Origin of the sequence: Brucella ciceri (assembly GCF_041930145.1) — a bacterium.
GTDB lineage: Bacteria > Pseudomonadota > Alphaproteobacteria > Rhizobiales > Rhizobiaceae > Brucella > Brucella intermedia.
This window is the reverse complement of the sequence record NZ_JBHEEV010000005.1, coordinates 199,334-215,998: the sequence shown is the minus strand read 5'-3', so window position 1 is coordinate 215,998 and position 16,665 is coordinate 199,334. Positions and strand designations below refer to the sequence as shown.

The window sequence follows — 16,665 nt, the reverse complement described above, 5'->3', positions numbered from 1 at the left end:
ACCCTTACTGCTTGTCCCGCTTCGTGCTTTCAGGGGGTGGATTTCTTAACCAAATCAGGCTAGCTTGGACAGTATCAGTCAGGTCCTGCCGACCTCCGAAGATTGAGCGCGCAGCGCCGCCTCCCAATCCCTATCGAAAGCCCCCTTGCGATCGTCGCTCGAACAAAACCTAAGGGGGTTTTAGGTTTAATACGGCTTCAAAAGGCGATAATTTTCAGCGGGATATAGAGCGGGATATGAGGTCTCCGAGGCGTGCTTTTTCATGCGCTGGTAAGCCTCTGAAGAACTCTGACAACTGTGCGATAAGCCTGATTGTTTACAGGGTGGCGGTCCTTGAACCGGACCATTCCGCGAGCGGTTCGCTAACACTGTTCGCAAAGCGAAACCGCCGGAATCCTTTTCCGCTCGGAGGCAGATTGTTCAAAGGTGCTGAACTGAGTGGGTTCCGCCTGCTTCGCTACCTTCATTCACGTCGCTTGCTTTATTCTCGTCCGTGTTTTCCCACCAGTCGCCGAGGGCATCGATGAGCGGCACCAGTCTTTCGCCCGCTGGCGTCAGGTCGTACTCGACACGAAGCGGATAACCGCCGAACTCGGTGCGCCGGACAATGCCGGCCTCTTCGAGCTTGCGCAGTTCCAGTGTGAGCATCTTGTGCGAGATCGTGGGATTATCCCGGCGAAGATCGCTGAACCGTTTTGTCCCTTCCTGAAGATAATAAATGAGCAGGGTCGGCCAGCGGCCGCTCAGGACCTGCATGACTTCTTCGATCGGGCAGCGGGAAACAAGGTCTTTCATCGGCAGCTCCTGGTTACAAAAAGGTGCGTAATTTACTTGGCGGAGCGATGTTTTATGGTCCGGCTTCGCTGCGCAGCGTGATCAGAAGACATCACGGAGAACACCAAACATGGAACCGATCCTTATATATGGCTTCCCGGCCGGAAGCTCCATGGGACTTGTCGCAGCTCTGGAATGGCTGGGCAAGCCTTACAGGCTGTGCCGGGTCGACATGCTGACCGAGATGCGGGAGCCTGCTTACAAGCGGATCAACCGCCGGGTCGAGACGCCCGCCTTCGTCACGGATGAGGGGCGGGTCGTGACCGAAAACATGGCTATCGCCGCCTGGTTGGAGGCGCGCGACACCGAGCGGCGGATCAGCTTCGATCCGTTGTCGCGCGAAGCCGACCGGATGCATCAGCTGATGGGGTTCATCAACACCGGCTTTACCGGCATGTTCGGCCCGCTTTGGGCTGCGATGGAAATGCAGTCGCCTGACCCTGCGATGAAATCGGCGCTGACCCGATGGGGTGGCGAACGCGTCATCGAGCGGCACGACCGGCTTGAAGAAATGATCGGTGCCACCCTTTTTCTGGTCGCCGACCGTCCGACGCTGGCGGACGCCCTGCTGGTTGGGGTTGCCCGCTGGCTGGACTTTCACCAGGTGGCAGACGCCGCACGCTGGCCGAAGCTTGCCGCCGTGAGAAGCCGTATCGAAGCCGATCCCGCTGTCATCCATGCAATGGCGCTGGAAAGGGGCGAGGCCTTGCCGGGCAACGGAGCCTTTCAGGGCCATGTCGGTCTGGAAGAACTGATCGAACAGTTTGGCGCGAAATAGCGATCACGATGCGCAGCGACCCCCAGCAACGGCAGCTGCGCATCACCCGGCAGCAGCGGGCGCTTCTCATGGAACCGGGAGTTGGCGGCTGATTGCTGCCATTCCTGTTTTTGAATGACGCCCACTGGAGTAGACGATATTATCCGGATATAGATCGGCCGGTTTTGATAATTTGCGATAGACAAGTCTCCGTTGAAGAGGAATTCTGGCGTTCTTTGGCAGCAGACAACGCAAACAACTTCGAAACGGCCATGACATCGATATTCAACGTCAGCCTATCCGGCAAATCCTGGAATGATGAGCAATAACAGGCCGCGACAAGACCCAGCCCTGTTGCGCCGCCTGCTCAGGGCCAAAGACAGGCTGGATGCCGCCTCGCATGAGCCCTGGCCGGTGCGCCGGCTGGCGCAGGTGAGCGGTGTCTCGGAGGCTCATTTCGCCCGCGCGTTCAAGATCGCATTTGGCGTGCCGCCGCACCGCTATCTCCTCTCGCGGCGCATCGAGCGCGCGAAGGCATTACTGCGTGACACCGACAAACCGGTGATCGAAATCGCGTTTATCACAGGTTGGGCAAGCCTCGGAACGTTCGGGCGCGTTTTCCGCGATATCACGGGCGAAAACCCCTCCGACCTTCGTGCCCGCGAGCGGGCGGGTTCGCACAGGCTGGAGCACGTGCCACATTGCTTTGTCAGTGCAGCGTATCGCCCGGACCTCACAATAGCAGTTTCGGAGAAGCGGCGCCAAGATAAGGCTGATACACAGAACCCATGACAACAGGAGAGCAGTCATGGAGAGAGCAGTGATGGACCAGGGAGTAGGGGTGGCGGGCATTTACGTGCGTGACCAGGATGAGGCCATTGATTTCTATGTAGGAAAACTTGGGTTTGCCGTTCACACCGACGTCAAGAACGGAGACTACCGCTGGCTGACAGTGCAGCACCCGGACCAGCCTCACTTCCAGCTTGGGCTGTTCCGGCCCCAGCCGCCCACTGTAGATGAGACGACCGCGCGATTGCTTGACGAGGTCGTCGCGAAGGGCGCGATGCCGCCGCTGGTGATGGTGGTCAAGGACTGCCACGCTACGCATGAGGCATTCGCGGCAAAAGGCGTCGAATTCATTCAGGAACCGATCAGCCGCTTCGGCAGCGTCGATGCGAGTTTCCGCGATCCCTCCGGCAATGGCTGGAAATTGGTTGAGGCGCGGTGAGGCTGCCTGACCTTGGTCATTTACGGGCATTTGCTGGATTTAATCCGGTGTAGACCGATGCCCTGCGGACCAAGGTGAGCGCGGCACAGGCGTAGCTGGCCGACAACCCGATTGTCGGCCGAACCAAAAACTCATCCAATGCTTAAGTGCCCAACCGGTACGCTGGTCACGAGAGAATGACAGGGATATTGGCTTCCTCGAGTATGCGGGCCAAAATCGGGGCTGGCGTTTCATTCGTTACCAGGGCGCTTACGTCGCGAACCGAACCAAGCTTCACCATGGCGCGCCTGCCGAACTTTGAGCTGTCGACTGCGAGCAATTTGTGTGCAGCTTGTCCAAGCGCTGCGGAAACGACGGCGACTTCGGTATGGTCGTCATCGCATAGATCGCCGTCATCATCGATGCCGCTCACCGAGATGATTGCATAGTCGAATTTGAAACGCCGAATGAATTCCGGTGTGTCTTCCTGAAACATTCCCCCATCGATAGGGCGCACGAAGCCGCCGGGAACAGCGAGCGTGAAATCCGTCTTCTCGCTGATGATGGCGGCGGATCGCAAGCTGTACGTGACGAGGTGCAGCCGCTCCCTGCTGACGAGCGCATTGGCAATCGCTTCACATGTTGTGCCGGTATCGAGGAAAACGGTGGCGCCATCGGGAATGAGCGCGACGACAGCTTCGGCAATTCGCACCTTCTCGTCGGCCCGATCATGTCTGCGCTGACGGTAGGTCACGGGATCGAGCGGCGTCAGTTGCGACACGCCGCCATGCAGTTTCCGGACTTTGCCCCGATGTTCCAGGTCCGCAATGTCGCGCCGCGCCGTCTGGGTGGTGACATGGAACCGTTCTGCGATCTCTTCAAGAGAAACATAATGGCTGTTTTCAATCCATTGCAACAATGCCTGCTGCCGGATTTCCTTCTTCTTGCCACCGGGACCGGAAAGTTCGCTCATGGTAGTCGTTATGTCCTTATGCGCCTGATCACTCTGATCCATCTCTCATTTCCAGGTTGAATGAGGCGAGGAAATCGTGGGGTTAAAATAGCAATATCTGGGTGAATCGATTAGCGAATAAAAATGTAATATTAATGACATTTACTATTAAGGACCGCATGTTTTGGAGTCCTGGCATCCCGGACAGGAGTAAAATGTAATAAAAGTGACATTGAACTCTGTCATTTCAGCATCGATTGAAGTTGGATGATCAATCCGGCTGTCACGTTGATGAAATGGAAGCACCTTCCAGGAAAAGGACCGAGGGATGGTAACGGGGACGACCAAACGCAACGGAAAACTTTTGGCTCTGACTGCGCAGCTTTTATGCGGTGTCGCAGTCGCAGGAATTGCTGCCGCTCCGGCGCGCGCAGCCGATAGCTATGACATTCGCGTCATGACGCTCAATATCTGGAACAAGTTCAAACAGAACCCGGAATTGACAGCGGACTTTATGGCAGCCGCCAATTTCGACGTGCTCGGGATGCAGGAAGTCAACGGTAGTACTTATGTCACGCGCATACCGGATTTCCTTCAAACCGCGGGTCGCGGCACTTACGGTAATGTGCAGGTCGGCGATGTCGGTATCATCTCCCGTTTGCCGGGCAAATTCGGCACGATCAATCTGGGCGGAAATACGCAAGGTCGCTATGTCAGCTATACTCAGCTGGACGCCCAGGGCTCCCGTCCGCAGACACTCGTCGGTACGGTTCATCTCGATTATGCAGATGGATCGACCGGTCGCGTGAATGAAGCCAAAGCCCTCAACACGTGGGCAAAAGGAGCCATCCAGCCGATCATGGTCATGGGCGACTTCAATGCGGGGGATGTTTCCGAGCGCGGCCTTCATCACATCGATGCGCAGATCAGACTGATGCAGCAATCTGACGGCAACACCTTTTATCGCGATCTGACGCGGCAATATGTTCTCAACGCCGATCAGCAGACGATGCGTTCGGTCATTCAGGAAGCATATGTCGGACAGGACATCGACACCCTGTCGTGGAAGCAATGGGGCGACGCTCTTTCCGCCGCCTACAAGGCCGGGAAGAATGTCGGGCTGCAAGACGAAACCTATGCGGTAGCCAACAACACGCCGGTTACGATGAATGTGCTCAAGAAGCAGTACATGCTGCTCCAGACGGATGCGGTCCGCGAAGACTTCAAGCCGCATGATCTCAACGATGGCAGCACCACATGGCCGTCGGCAGGCGAGGACGCAACCAATACCTGGGCGAGCTGGGATCGTGCCAAGATTGATCATTTCCTCGTCTCGCGGCCATTCGGAAAATGGTATGAGATTGTGGATGATCCCAATGATCCCTACACGGGAGTGATCAAGGACGTAAAAGTCACCCGGCCGGGCCGCCAGCCGGAAGCAATCTCCGACCATGAACCCGTTGCGCATGATTTTCGATGGGTTGGCCCGCAGCTCCAGACTTACTCGGAAAATGAAACCAGCAAGACGCGTCTCGTTTGGGGCGCCAATGCTTACGGCTTCGCGGAAAAGAACAAGGAATTTGTTCTAACCCGAAACAATCAACGCAGAGATCTCTATCTGGGCCAGATTTCGGATGCCAATGGCAAACCGATTCTGACCGATCTGACGCTTGACGAAAAGAAGACATTGCTGAACTGCGACAGCACGGATGGGCGCTTCCAGCAGGCCATCAAGGACTATTGCATCGACGATCATTCCTTTATCGGCGAAACGGCTGTCACCGACGGCGGGACGATCCTCGTCAGCGAAGATGCGGCTCTTGGCAATGCCGATGCTCGCCTGCGTCTCATTGATGGCGGTCTGCGTATAACGGGCAGCGACATGAAAACGCTGGATCGTATCGTGTCCCTTGAGGGACTTGGATGGATCGACATCGCGGAGGCAGACAACCGCGTGACGCTGCTGCAGCAAGCCACCGGGGAGGGCGCGCTGCTCAAGCGCGGAGCCGGTACGCTCGTTCTGGGCCAGGCAAACAGCTATACGGGCGGAACCTTGGTGGAAGGCGGAGTGCTTCAGGCTGGCGTGGACGGGGCGTTCGTCGACAATACGGCCTTCTCGGTGAATGGTGGCAAGCTCGATCTCAACAGTTTCAGTGTGAGCATGTCGTCGCTGATGGGCGAGGGCGGGACATTGAGCCTTGGCTCGGCAGCTCTGACCGTAGACCAGTCCGCCAATACCCGTTTCGACGGCAATATTGATGGTACTGGCAGTCTCACGAAGTCCGGCACTGGTGTTCTGGTCCTGAATGGTGCCAACACCTATACAGGCGGCACGACTGTGAAAGAAGGTGGGCTGGTCATTGGCGATGCATCCCATTCAGGTGCATTCCTTGTCGGGACAGCCAGCGTTGAAAACGGCGCATATCTGGCTGGCGCAGGCTCAGTTGGAGGCCTTTATGCCGGCGCTGGCAGTATCATCGCACCGGGCAATTCTATCGGCACGCTGAAGGTCGATGGCAATCTGGCCTTTGATGCGGGAGCCACTTACGTTGCGGAAATTGATGCTTCCGGTAAAAGCGACCGCATCGATGTGAGCGGAACGGCGACGCTTGGTGGCGCGAAGGTCTATATAGAAAAAGCCGCCGGCACCTATATGCCCGGCAAGAGCTACACCATTTTAAGTGCTGAAGGCGGCATTCTGGGTACGTTTGGCGATTTGAGCCAGAACATGCCTTTCGTCGATCTTGGCCTGGCCTATGATCCCAACGCAGTCTACCTCAACATCGCACGCAACGACGTCGACTTCGCTGCTACGGCAAAGACAGGCAATCAGAAATCGGTGGCCGTGGCCGTCGAGGGTCTTGGTGCTGGTAATGCGGTCTACGATACGGTTGTCATGCAGGACAGTGAAGAGGATGCGCGTCGCGCATTCGACGCGCTTTCGGGGGAAATCCATGCTTCGACGCGAACTGCGATCATCAATGACAGCTCGATCATTCGCAATGCCGTCATGGAACGCGTTGACGCGGCGTTTGGCGGTAGTGGGCAGAGTGCTGCCTCATCATCCGTCGCAACAGACATGGTTTCATCGCAGGTTTCGGCACCGCGCGCCGCAATCTGGGGGCAGGCACTTGGCCAATGGAGTGAAACCGGGGCGGATGGAAATGCTGGCAAGCTGAAGCAATCAACCGGCGGCTTTGTTGCAGGCTATGACGCGGAAATCGTCGAGAATTGGAGGCTGGGCGCTCTCGCGGGCTATAGCCGCACCAGTTTCGATGTGAATGATCGCAACTCGTCTGGCCACAGTGACAACTATCATCTGGGAATCTACGGCGGCACCCAGTGGAGCGCGACCACGCTCAAGGGAGGTCTTGCCTATAGCTGGCACAAGATCGAAACTGATCGCCTTGTCGCTTTCCCGGGCTTTTCAGAAAGTCTTGATGCCGATTACAGCGCAGACACCTTTCAGGCATTCGGCGAACTCTCGCATCGTTTTGATGTGAACGGAACGGCGATTGAGCCATTTGCAAATGTTGCGGTGGTACGCCTGCAAACCGGGCGGTTCGATGAACATGGCGGGAATTCCGCGCTCCGGATTGGAAAAGAAACGACGACAACCACGTTTACCACAATTGGTCTTCGGGCTTCTGCCCCAGTCGTATTCGGCAGCATGAATGCAAGGCTTAGCGGTACGGCTGGCTGGCAGCACGCCTATGGCGATACCGTTCCGACGACAGCAGCCTCATTCGATACCGGAACGGTATTTGACGTGGCCGGTGCGCCAATTGCGAAGGAAACCGCGATTATCAAGGCTGGCTTTGATATTGATCTCGGCAATCAGACGACGCTGGGTCTTGAATATACAGGTCAGTATGGTGCGAGCTTCAATCAAAACGCGGGCAAGGCCCGGCTTAGCGTAAAGTTCTAAGTTTATTCAGCACTGTTTCTACCGCCAAGGACATTGACTTGGCGGTAGAAGCCTCTGGCCGTGTCCAATGGAGTTCGGCTTCATGCAACGAGCGCATGATCGGATAGAGGAAATGCAGCATAGATTGCGGCGGTTCAAAGCTCTGTCACATTGCTGAGAGGGGAGCCTATGCTGCCGTTGAAACCGCGATAGCGCTGGTGGCTGCGGGCGAGGTGCGCCTGCATCGCCTCGCGAGCGGCCTCCGCATTCCCGGCACTGATAGCTTCGCAGATTGCACGATGTTCAGTCACGCTATTGCGGATATAGTCGGGTGTAATCAACGAAGGATTGAGATCGCTAGAAAATGCTGGCTGGGGGAGGATCTTCAGGCTCATGACGCTGAAAAACTCGATAAAGGCCTGATTGTTGGTCGCCTCGGCAATCGAACGGTGAAAGATGTAATCCAACTCATCGAGCGCGGCCTCATCGTCCACGGACGCCTCGAATTTTTTGAGCGCTTCCCACATATTGGCCTCCTGCGCCCAGGAGCGCCGCTGCGCGGCCAATCCCGCAGCATGAACCTCAAAGGCCATGCGCAATTCCAGCAGATCCATGAAGGGCAGCGACAACCTTGCCAAAGGTTCAAGCGGCGAAACATCGTCGCCTGAAAAACGCAGCCTTTCGAAATCGCGGATGAAAACTCCGACGCCGTGCTTCACTTCCAGCAGGCCATCAGAGCGAAGTTCTGCAATGGCTTCACGGATGACCGTGCGGCTGACGCCAAGCGTCTCGCCAAGCTCCACCAGCGTAGGCAGCTTGTCCCCGGTTTTAAAATCCCCATCGCGAATGAAGGCCCTAAGATTATCAATCGTCCGTGCGGTAAGCGTCTTCAATGTCCGTCAGTTCCAGTTGGCCGATCAGGTTGTCTGTCATTGATACGATGGCCTGAACAGAATTACAAGATAATATCACTCATATAGAGATATTATCTTATCGGGTTAATATGCAGAATTGTGCCCCTGGGTGTAACCTCTCTTTCGCAGAATGGTATTACTAATTTTCGGCGATGAGGGTCATGGGGCGCAAATTTTCACCATGATTTTTTTGACGGATAATATGCGTATGGCACGGTCGAGTGCTGTTAGATTATTGGAAGTATTATGTTAAATGGCGATCTCGCCGCTGGCTTCGCATCATGTCGTTCCCAAAAATATCCATCTTGACAAGTGATAATATTTTAGCAAACCTATCATCATAACAAAGGGCCAAGTCATAATATCACTTGACGAAACTCTGAGGTTGTCGGTCGGAACGGCGCGTTGGCACCAAGTGCGAGGGCCCAATCCTCCAGCCTCATGGACCGGGTGATAGAACACGTGCTCTCAAATGGTCTTGAACGGACGTATGCGCCCGCCGGTCATATGTGCGTTCCGGCGAGAATAAGGGGAAACAGAATGGGACTGGTTTCAGCCAGACTGAAGGAACTGGGTCTTATCCTGCCTGAAGTGGGGGCGCCGAGTGGCGCCTATGTACCATACAGGCTGAGTGGTCATACGTTGTATATCTCTGGTCAGGTGCCGCGTGTCGATGGCGTTGACTGCTATCTGGGATTGGTTGGCAGCACCATGAATGTCGAGGAGGCTTACCAGGCAGCGCGCGTCTGTGCGCTCAATCTGCTGGCGCGGGCGGCGGCCGCCCTCGATGGCGATCTCGATCGCATTTCCGCCTGTCTGCAACTGCGGGGCTTTGTGAACGCCGTGCCTGATTTCAAGGATCATCCGGCAGTGATCGATGGTGCTTCCGATCTTCTGATCGCGGTGCTTGGGGAGAAGGGGCATCATGCCCGCACAGCCCTTGGCGCAGGTTCCCTGCCGCGCGGTTTTGCCGTCGAGGTGGACGCCATCTTTGAAGTCCAGCCTTGAGCGCCAACTTCCTTTTGCAAATATAGACGAAGCGAGAATGAGATGTCTGACAAAGCCATCACGATGAATGGGGTCAACAAATGGTATGGCCAGCTCCATGTTCTCAAGGATATCAATTTGGAGGTCGACCGCGGTGAGCATATCGTGCTGTGCGGTCCATCCGGATCGGGCAAGTCGACACTGATCCGCTGCATCAATTATCTGGAAGAAATCCAGGACGGTATCATCGATGTAAATGGCACCCGTCTGGGACATACTGGCGCCAATGTCGATCATATTCGCCGCGATGTCGGCATGGTATTCCAGCAGTTCAACTTGTTTCCGCACATGACAGTGCTGGAAAATTGCATGCTGGCGCCGCGCCGCGTGCACAAGAACTCGCTTCCCGAAGCCCGGGAAAAGGCGATGCATTTCCTGAAGCGCGTTCATATCGCCGAGCAGGCCGAAAAATACCCGGCGCAACTCTCCGGCGGTCAGCAGCAACGCGTCGCCATTGCGCGGGCACTCTGCATGGGTCCGAAGATCATGCTGTTCGATGAGCCGACTTCCGCGCTCGATCCTGAAATGGTCAAGGAAGTGCTGGACACAATGATCAGTCTCGCTGACGACGGTATCACCATGATCTGTGTGACCCATGAGATGGGCTTTGCCCGCGCGGTCGCTCATCGCGTCATCTTCATGGATCGCGGCGAGATCATCGAAAGCGCGCCGCCAGCCGAATTCTTCGGCAATCCGAGACACGAGCGCGCCAAGGCGTTTCTAGGCCAGATTCTGAACCACTAAAAAACAAAGGGGAACCGGCCGCGAGCGGGAGAATAATTTGATGCAATACACATTCGACATGGGACCGGTCCTGGCAGCCTGGCCCGCGCTCCTCAACGGTGCGATCCAGACGCTGAAGATTTCATCCATTTCCATGGTCCTCGGCCTCGCGCTGGGCATCGTCTTCATGCTGATGCGGATGAGTTCGGTGCGGGTGATTTCGCTCACGGCCTTCGGCTATATCGAACTGATCCGCAACACACCGTTTCTGGTGCAATTATTCTTCATCTTCTTCGGCATGCCTTCGCTGGGCGTGACCCTTTCCGCTGAACAGGCGGCCATTCTCGCCATGACGCTCAATTGCGCGGCATATGCGGCAGAAATCGTGCGCGGCGGCGTGGAATCGATCAAGGCGGGCCAAATCGAAGCTGGCAAGGCGCTCGGGCTTCATACCTTCGACATCTACCGGTTCATCATCTTCCGCCCGGCCATACGCGCTGTATATCCCGCGCTTTGCAGCCAGTTCATCCTCATGATGCTCAATTCAAGCCTTGTCGCGTCGATCTCCGCGGAAGAACTGACCTATGTCGGACAGATGATAGATTCGGAAACCTTCCGCAGCTTTGAAATCTATTTCGTGCTCGGCGTCATCTACCTGGCCTTGTCGCAATTCTTCTCGATCGTTCTGCAAATCATCGGCAGGACCTATTTTTCCTACCCGTCGAAGTGAGGTCCCAAGATGATCCGCAGTTTTGGTTTCTCCGAATTTCTCTTCATTCTCGACGGCGCTAAATGGACCGTCATTCTCTCCCTCCTTGCCTTCACTTTCGGGGGGATGGGCGGGCTGGTCGTAGCACTGGGACGCACATCCGCGAAAAGATGGCTGCGCTATCTGATGGCGACCTATATCCAGATTTTCCAGGGTACACCGCTGCTGATCCAGCTGTTCTTCGTTTATTTCGGCCTGCCCATCCTGGGTATCCGCGTCGACATCTGGGTGGCGCTGATCATTGGCCTGTCGCTGCATGCCAGTGCTTTTCTGGGAGAGATCTGGCGCGGCAGCATCCAGGCTGTTTCCACCGGACAGGACGAGGCTGCCCGTGCGCTCGGTATCGGTTATTTCCATCGCATGAAGGATGTCGTGCTGCCGCAAGCCTTTCGCATTGGCCTTCCGGCGACGATCGGCTTTCTGGTCAATCTGATCAAGGGAACGGCGCTGGCAGCACTGCTCGGACTGACTGAACTCACCCGTTCAGGACAGTTGATGGCCAACATCACTTTTGAGCCGATGAAGGTCTACGGCACCGTGGGGCTCATCTATTTCATCATCTGTGTGCCACTCACTTACTACAGCGCCCGGATCGAAAAGCGGCTGAACGCCACACGCTAGTCAACGATAAAACAAACCAGAGGTAAGAACATGATCAACGCAGTTTTCAAGAGTTCCGCGATCGCACTCAGCCTTGCAACCAGCCTCGTCGCATCGGCCTTGTCCATTGGTGCGGCTGAAGCGGCAAGCCCGGAGGAAATCAAGGCCAAGGGCGTGGCCGTCATCGGCGTGCAGATGGATCAGTTTCCATGGGGCTTCATCGATGAGAACGGCAAGAATGGTGGCTTTGACATCGATGTGGCCAATCTTATTGCCGAGGAACTGGGAGTGGAGGTCAAGTTCGAGCGCGTGACAGGACAGAACCGCATTCCGCTGCTGACCAACGGCATGGTCGATTTTCTGGTGCCCTCGATGACGATCACGCCCGAGCGCGCAAAGGTTATCCAGTTCGTGCTTCCCTATTCGGCCAATGACATCACGGTCTGGGGGAAGAAGGACGCCGAAATCAACAGCAACGAGGATCTCGCCAAATACACGATCGGCGTCAATCGCGGCAGCGCTTTCGAGCCGATCCTCAAGAAGGCAGCCCCTGCGGGAACAAAAATCAAGGGCTTTGACGACGACGCCGCCACCGTGCAGGCGCTTCTGTCGGGCCAGGTTGATGCGATCCTCGGAAGTCTCACCTACGGCCTTGTGATCGAGAGCACAGGTAATGGTGACAAATATGTTCGCAAATACAAGGCAGCGGACAATATCCAGGCCATGGCAGTGCGCAAGGGCGATCAGGCCATGCTCGATTTTCTCAATGATTTCGTGACGCGCCACAATGCAGATGGTTCGCTGGATACGCTTTATAAGAAGTGGATCGGCGTCGACCGTCCGAAGCTGCCAACCACGCTTGAAGGGGTGGATTTCATCGGCAAGCAATAACGCCAGCACATAAGGTTCCCCGGTGCGGGTGAAACGCACCGGAACATCCAAAGTCTCCAGTATCCAATGACATGAACCCGCAAGGCCTTTTGCGGGAACCGGTAAACACGTGCCTGAACCAAGCCGTGACAGCACGCAACGTACTCGTCCCTTTCCGGGATATCTTTCTGGGAGTTAAGCAGAAAATGACGATAGATGGCAAACTGATCAGGGTGGGTGTCGATATCGGCGGAACCTTCACCGACGTGGCAATGGAAGTGGGTTCCACCCTCCATTCAACCAAGGTGCTGACGGATTATGCATTTCCCGAAAATGCCATCATCAAAGGCATTCGGGAAGTGGCTGAAAATGCTGGAGTGAAGCTTGATCAGATCGACACTGTCATTCACGGAACGACGCTTGCCACCAATGCACTGATTGAGCGACGCGGTGCGAAAACCGCACTCGTGACAACCAGGGGCTTTCGCGATGTGATTGAAATGCGCACGGAAAGCCGTTTCGAGCAATATGATCTCGATATCGTGCTGCCCGCGCCGCTTGTTGCGCGTAACGACCGGCTGGTTGTTAACGAACGCATCGGCGCCCGTGGCGAGGTTTTGAAGCCGCTCGATGAAAAGGAAGTCGATGCGCTTTGCGACCGCATCATCGCGGAAGGCTACGAAAGTGTGGCCGTCGGTTTCATCCATTCCTATCTCAATGGTGAGCATGAGCGCCGTTTCCGCGAGCGTCTTCTCGCCAGAAAGCCCGGTCTTTCCGTATCGATTTCCTCCGAAGTCTCGCCGCAGATGCGCGAATTCCAGCGTTTCAACACTGTCTGCGCCAATGCCTACGTCAAGCCGCTGATGGCATCTTACCTCAACCGGCTTGTCGGACGTCTTCGCGAAGAGGGCCTTGTTGCGCCTGTCTTCATGATTCATTCGGGCGGCGGTATCATCAGCATTGAAAGCGCCATCGAATTTCCTGTTCGCCTGCTCGAATCCGGCCCCGCCGGTGGCGCGATCTTCGCGGCCCACATTGCCGCCAATCACAAGCTCGATCAGGTCGTCTCCTATGATATGGGCGGCACGACCGCAAAAATCTGCCTCATCGAGCAGCAGATGCCCAAAACCTCCAAAACCTTTGAAGTGGCGCGTACCTATCGCTTCAAGAAGGGAAGCGGCATGCCGATCTCCATTCCAGTGATCGAAATGGTGGAGATCGGTGCGGGCGGCGGCTCGATTGCAACCGTCGATTCCATGCGCCAGATCCGCGTCGGACCGCACAGCGCGGGATCGGAACCCGGCCCTGCCTGCTATGATCGCGGCGGCACCCATCCAACCGTTACCGACGCCGATGTCATTCTGGGCCGCCTCGACCCCGATACATTTGCGGGCGGCACGATGCAACTCTCACGCTCTGCGTCGGAAAAAGCCATGGATGCCGATATCGGCTCCAAGCTTGGTTCCGACATTGCCACTTCCGCCTATGGTCTGAGCGAAGTGGTAGATGAAAACATGAGCAATGCCGCACGCATGCATGCGGTTGAAAACGGCAAGGAACTGTCGGAATTCACCATGATCGCCTTCGGCGGTGCCGCTCCAGTTCACGCAGCGCGCCTGTGTGAAAAACTCGGCGTGACCGATCTTCTCATTCCCCCCGGAGCCGGTGTTGGTTCGGCCATCGGTTTCCTGCGTGCGCCCTTCGGCTTTGAATCGGTACGCAGTGCATACAGCCGCCTGAGCCGCTTTGAAGGCAAAGCCATCAATGCGGTCATCAAGGAACTGGTGGAGGAAGCAACCTCCTTCGTTCGATCAGGCGCGCCTGACGCAGACCCGACGCTCGAATGCACCGCTTACATGCGCTATGCCGGACAAGGCTGGGAAGTGCCGGTTACGATTGAAGTCCGCGATTACAGCGATGCGGACGCGGTGCTGTTCCGCACGCTTTTTGACGAATGCTACGAGCGGTTCTTCGGCCGCGTGATCGATGATCTCGATGTCGAGATCGTCAGCTGGTCCTTGCGCGCAAGCGCAGACGCCGCTGCCCCGACCCCCGCAAAGCCGGTCCAGAAACAGGAGCAGGCCGCCATATCCGCCACGCGTCAGGTGTTCGACGTTCTCGAAGAACGCTTCCTGGAAGCTTCGATCGTCGAGCGCGAAGCCATGAAGCCGGGCGAGTGGATTGCCGGTCCCGCCATCATCACGGAACGCGAAACCTCGACCGTTGTGACCTCCAGCCGCGAAGCGATCATGCAGGCCGATGGATGCCTGCTGCTACGCGCCAAGGCTGCCTAGAGCGGTTCCTGTTCTGACAGAATCCCCGGAACCGCTCTAACTATTTGTTTTATCGCATTATCCAACGCAAAACCGTTTCACGCTTTTGCTGGAAATGCTCCAAGGAGCCGTCTCACATGACAAAGAAACCCATTTCCGATGTTCATATGCAGATCATGTGGAACCGCCTGATTTCCGTTGTCGAGGAACAGGCCGTCACTCTGATCCGTACCGCCTTCAGCACCAGCGTGCGTGAATCCGGCGACCTTTCTGCAGGTGTCTTCAACCGCGCAGGCCTCATGATCGCGCAGGCTGTGACCGGTACGCCCGGCCACGTCAATGCCATGGCGGAAGCGGTCGGCCACTTCATCAACGACATAGGTCGCGAAAACATCTACGAGGGCGATGTCTATATCACCAACGACCCATGGAAAGGCACGGGCCACCTGCATGACTTCACGGTCGTGTCGCCGAGCTTCCGCAAGGGTGAGTTGACTGGCTTCTTTGCCTGTACGGCCCATGTGGTCGATGTTGGCGGACGCGGCTTCGGCCCGGATGCGAACGAAGTTTATGAAGAAGGCATTTTCGTGCCGATCATGAAATTTGCCGAGCGCGGTGTGGTCAACAAGGACCTCGTCAATATACTGCGAAACAATGTGCGCGAAAGCCATCAGGTCGTCGGCGACGTCTATTCGCTCGCAGCCTGCAATGAAATCGGTCATCGCCGCCTGATGGACATGATGGATGAATTCCAGCTCGATGATCTGGAAGGCCTGGCCGATTTCATCTTCAAGCGCAGCTATGATGCGACGCTTGAACGCCTGGCCAGCCTGCCGCACGGCACCTACTCCAACGTGATGCGCGTGGACGGTTACGGCGATCCAATCGACATTGCCGTGCGGATAGACGTGCATGCCGATCATATCCTTGCGGATTTCGCCGGTACATCGGCACCGAGCCCCAAGGGCATCAACTGTCCGTTGATCTATTCTGCCGCCTATGCCTGCTATGGCCTGAAATGCTCGCTCGCCCCGGAAATTCCCAACAACCATGCCTCATTGCTGCCGTTCAAGGTGACTGCGCCGAAAGACTGCATCCTGAATGCGCAGCGTCCGGCTCCCGTTTCAGTGCGCCACGTGTTGGGCCATCTGGTGCCCGATGCAGTGCTCGGTGCCGTCCACAAGATGCTGCCGGGAAAAGTGCCCGCCGAAGGTTCCGGCGCGCTTTGGAACCTGCATGTCAGCGCACGCCCGCTCACCGGCAAGGATGCGCCGAGGGACGGAGGCCACCGTGCGGAAGTGCTGTTGTTCAACAGCGGGGGCACCGGCGCGCGGTCGCATCTGGACGGGTTGAACGCCACGGCCTTTCCAAGCGGCGTGCATTCGATGTCGATTGAAGCAACCGAGCATGTCGGGCCGGTCATTTTCTGGCGCAAGGAACTGCGCGATGGTTCGGGTGGTGCCGGTCAGTTCCGCGGTGGCCTTGGTCAGGTGGTGGAAATCGCTCCAACCGAAGGACACGAGATTTACTTCAACGCAATGTTCGACCGCATCAAGCACCCACCGCGCGGCCGCGAAGGGGGAGAGAACGGAGCCGCCGGGGCGGTCCTTCTCGACGATGGCACGGTGTTGAACGCCAAGGGACGCCAGCATGTACCTGCCGGTCGCACGCTCATCCTTCAACTGCCCGGAGGTGGCGGTTATGGCTCCCACGACAAGCGTGATGCGGAAGCCGTCAAACGCGACCGGGATTTTGATTATGTGGTGAATGGATAGTCCTGAACGTCATCGGAAGCCGCCCCATGAGGGCGGC

General features: G+C 56.6%; 14 protein-coding genes. 11 read left to right on the top strand and 3 right to left on the bottom strand.

Annotation, left to right across the window (positions count from 1 at the left end):
* Positions 1-420: 420 nt before the first annotated feature.
* The gene (locus JNC63_RS11960) at positions 421-795 is read right to left on the bottom strand and encodes a winged helix-turn-helix transcriptional regulator (protein WP_006469592.1); all 375 of its coding nucleotides are present in this window, start codon (positions 793-795) and stop codon (positions 421-423) included.
* A 109-nt stretch (positions 796-904) separates the two neighbouring features.
* On the opposite strand from JNC63_RS11960, the gene JNC63_RS11955 reads away from it, so the two are divergent.
* The 3 genes from JNC63_RS11955 (at position 905) to JNC63_RS11945 (ending at position 2,819) form a co-directional block, all read left to right on the top strand.
* Entirely contained in the window at positions 905-1,612 is a 708-nt protein-coding gene (locus JNC63_RS11955) for a glutathione S-transferase family protein (RefSeq protein ID WP_006469593.1), read from the top strand.
* A 294-nt stretch (positions 1,613-1,906) separates the two neighbouring features.
* Positions 1,907-2,383: a helix-turn-helix transcriptional regulator gene (locus JNC63_RS11950; protein ID WP_006469595.1), complete on the top strand. Its 477-nt coding sequence runs from the start codon at positions 1,907-1,909 to the stop codon at positions 2,381-2,383.
* 16 nt (positions 2,384-2,399) lie between these two features.
* Entirely contained in the window at positions 2,400-2,819 is a 420-nt protein-coding gene (locus tag JNC63_RS11945) for a VOC family protein (RefSeq protein WP_235693760.1), read from the top strand.
* A 166-nt stretch (positions 2,820-2,985) separates the two neighbouring features.
* Here JNC63_RS11945 and JNC63_RS11940 read toward each other — a convergent pair whose 3' ends face one another.
* A complete protein-coding gene (locus tag JNC63_RS11940; protein WP_006469598.1) occupies positions 2,986-3,813 on the bottom strand; it encodes a DeoR/GlpR family DNA-binding transcription regulator in 828 nt (275 codons plus the stop codon).
* A 265-nt stretch (positions 3,814-4,078) separates the two neighbouring features.
* On the opposite strand from JNC63_RS11940, the gene JNC63_RS11935 reads away from it, so the two are divergent.
* Positions 4,079-7,678 (top strand): autotransporter domain-containing protein, encoded by a 3,600-nt coding sequence (locus JNC63_RS11935; RefSeq protein ID WP_006469599.1) that lies wholly within the window; start codon positions 4,079-4,081, stop codon positions 7,676-7,678.
* A gap of 134 nt (positions 7,679-7,812) precedes the next feature.
* Here the strand turns inward: JNC63_RS11935 and JNC63_RS11930 are convergent, their stop codons facing one another.
* Positions 7,813-8,550 (bottom strand): FadR/GntR family transcriptional regulator, encoded by a 738-nt coding sequence (locus tag JNC63_RS11930; RefSeq protein ID WP_006469600.1) that lies wholly within the window; start codon positions 8,548-8,550, stop codon positions 7,813-7,815.
* A 561-nt stretch (positions 8,551-9,111) separates the two neighbouring features.
* Between JNC63_RS11930 and JNC63_RS11925 the strand changes: the two genes are divergently transcribed.
* The 7 genes from JNC63_RS11925 to JNC63_RS11895 all read left to right on the top strand — a co-directional run bounded on the left by JNC63_RS11925 (position 9,112) and on the right by JNC63_RS11895 (position 16,628).
* Positions 9,112-9,579 (top strand): RidA family protein, encoded by a 468-nt coding sequence (locus tag JNC63_RS11925; protein WP_039853397.1) that lies wholly within the window; start codon positions 9,112-9,114, stop codon positions 9,577-9,579.
* A gap of 42 nt (positions 9,580-9,621) precedes the next feature.
* Entirely contained in the window at positions 9,622-10,362 is a 741-nt protein-coding gene (locus JNC63_RS11920) for an amino acid ABC transporter ATP-binding protein (RefSeq protein ID WP_006469603.1), read from the top strand.
* 40 nt (positions 10,363-10,402) lie between these two features.
* On the top strand, positions 10,403-11,071 hold the full coding sequence (locus JNC63_RS11915; protein ID WP_006470770.1) for an amino acid ABC transporter permease: 669 nt from the start codon (positions 10,403-10,405) through the stop codon (positions 11,069-11,071).
* A gap of 9 nt (positions 11,072-11,080) precedes the next feature.
* Positions 11,081-11,731, top strand: coding sequence for an amino acid ABC transporter permease (locus tag JNC63_RS11910; protein ID WP_006469605.1), 651 nt, complete (start codon positions 11,081-11,083; stop codon positions 11,729-11,731).
* A gap of 30 nt (positions 11,732-11,761) precedes the next feature.
* Positions 11,762-12,601, top strand: a complete 840-nt coding sequence (locus JNC63_RS11905) for a transporter substrate-binding domain-containing protein (protein WP_006470769.1) — start codon at positions 11,762-11,764, stop codon at positions 12,599-12,601.
* Positions 12,602-12,786: 185 nt separating this feature from the next.
* Entirely contained in the window at positions 12,787-14,874 is a 2,088-nt protein-coding gene (locus tag JNC63_RS11900) for a hydantoinase/oxoprolinase family protein (RefSeq protein WP_006470768.1), read from the top strand.
* Between the two features lie 116 nt (positions 14,875-14,990).
* Entirely contained in the window at positions 14,991-16,628 is a 1,638-nt protein-coding gene (locus JNC63_RS11895; RefSeq protein ID WP_006470767.1) for a hydantoinase B/oxoprolinase family protein, read from the top strand.
* Positions 16,629-16,665 lie beyond the last annotated feature (37 nt).

Bases quoted from the DNA above. Each gene is read 5' to 3' on its own strand.
- JNC63_RS11960 (WP_006469592.1), bottom strand. From the start codon at position 795: ATGAAAGACCTTGTTTCCCGCTGCCCGATCGAAGAAGTCATGCAGGTC.
- JNC63_RS11955 (WP_006469593.1), top strand. From the start codon at position 905: ATGGAACCGATCCTTATATATGGCTTCCCGGCCGGAAGCTCCATGGGA.
- JNC63_RS11950 (WP_006469595.1), top strand. From the start codon at position 1,907: ATGATGAGCAATAACAGGCCGCGACAAGACCCAGCCCTGTTGCGCCGC.
- JNC63_RS11945 (WP_235693760.1), top strand. From the start codon at position 2,400: ATGGAGAGAGCAGTGATGGACCAGGGAGTAGGGGTGGCGGGCATTTAC.
- JNC63_RS11940 (WP_006469598.1), bottom strand. From the start codon at position 3,813: ATGGATCAGAGTGATCAGGCGCATAAGGACATAACGACTACCATGAGC.
- JNC63_RS11935 (WP_006469599.1), top strand. From the start codon at position 4,079: ATGGTAACGGGGACGACCAAACGCAACGGAAAACTTTTGGCTCTGACT.
- JNC63_RS11925 (WP_039853397.1), top strand. From the start codon at position 9,112: ATGGGACTGGTTTCAGCCAGACTGAAGGAACTGGGTCTTATCCTGCCT.
- JNC63_RS11920 (WP_006469603.1), top strand. From the start codon at position 9,622: ATGTCTGACAAAGCCATCACGATGAATGGGGTCAACAAATGGTATGGC.
- JNC63_RS11915 (WP_006470770.1), top strand. From the start codon at position 10,403: ATGCAATACACATTCGACATGGGACCGGTCCTGGCAGCCTGGCCCGCG.
- JNC63_RS11910 (WP_006469605.1), top strand. From the start codon at position 11,081: ATGATCCGCAGTTTTGGTTTCTCCGAATTTCTCTTCATTCTCGACGGC.
- JNC63_RS11905 (WP_006470769.1), top strand. From the start codon at position 11,762: ATGATCAACGCAGTTTTCAAGAGTTCCGCGATCGCACTCAGCCTTGCA.
- JNC63_RS11900 (WP_006470768.1), top strand. From the start codon at position 12,787: ATGACGATAGATGGCAAACTGATCAGGGTGGGTGTCGATATCGGCGGA.
- JNC63_RS11895 (WP_006470767.1), top strand. From the start codon at position 14,991: ATGACAAAGAAACCCATTTCCGATGTTCATATGCAGATCATGTGGAAC.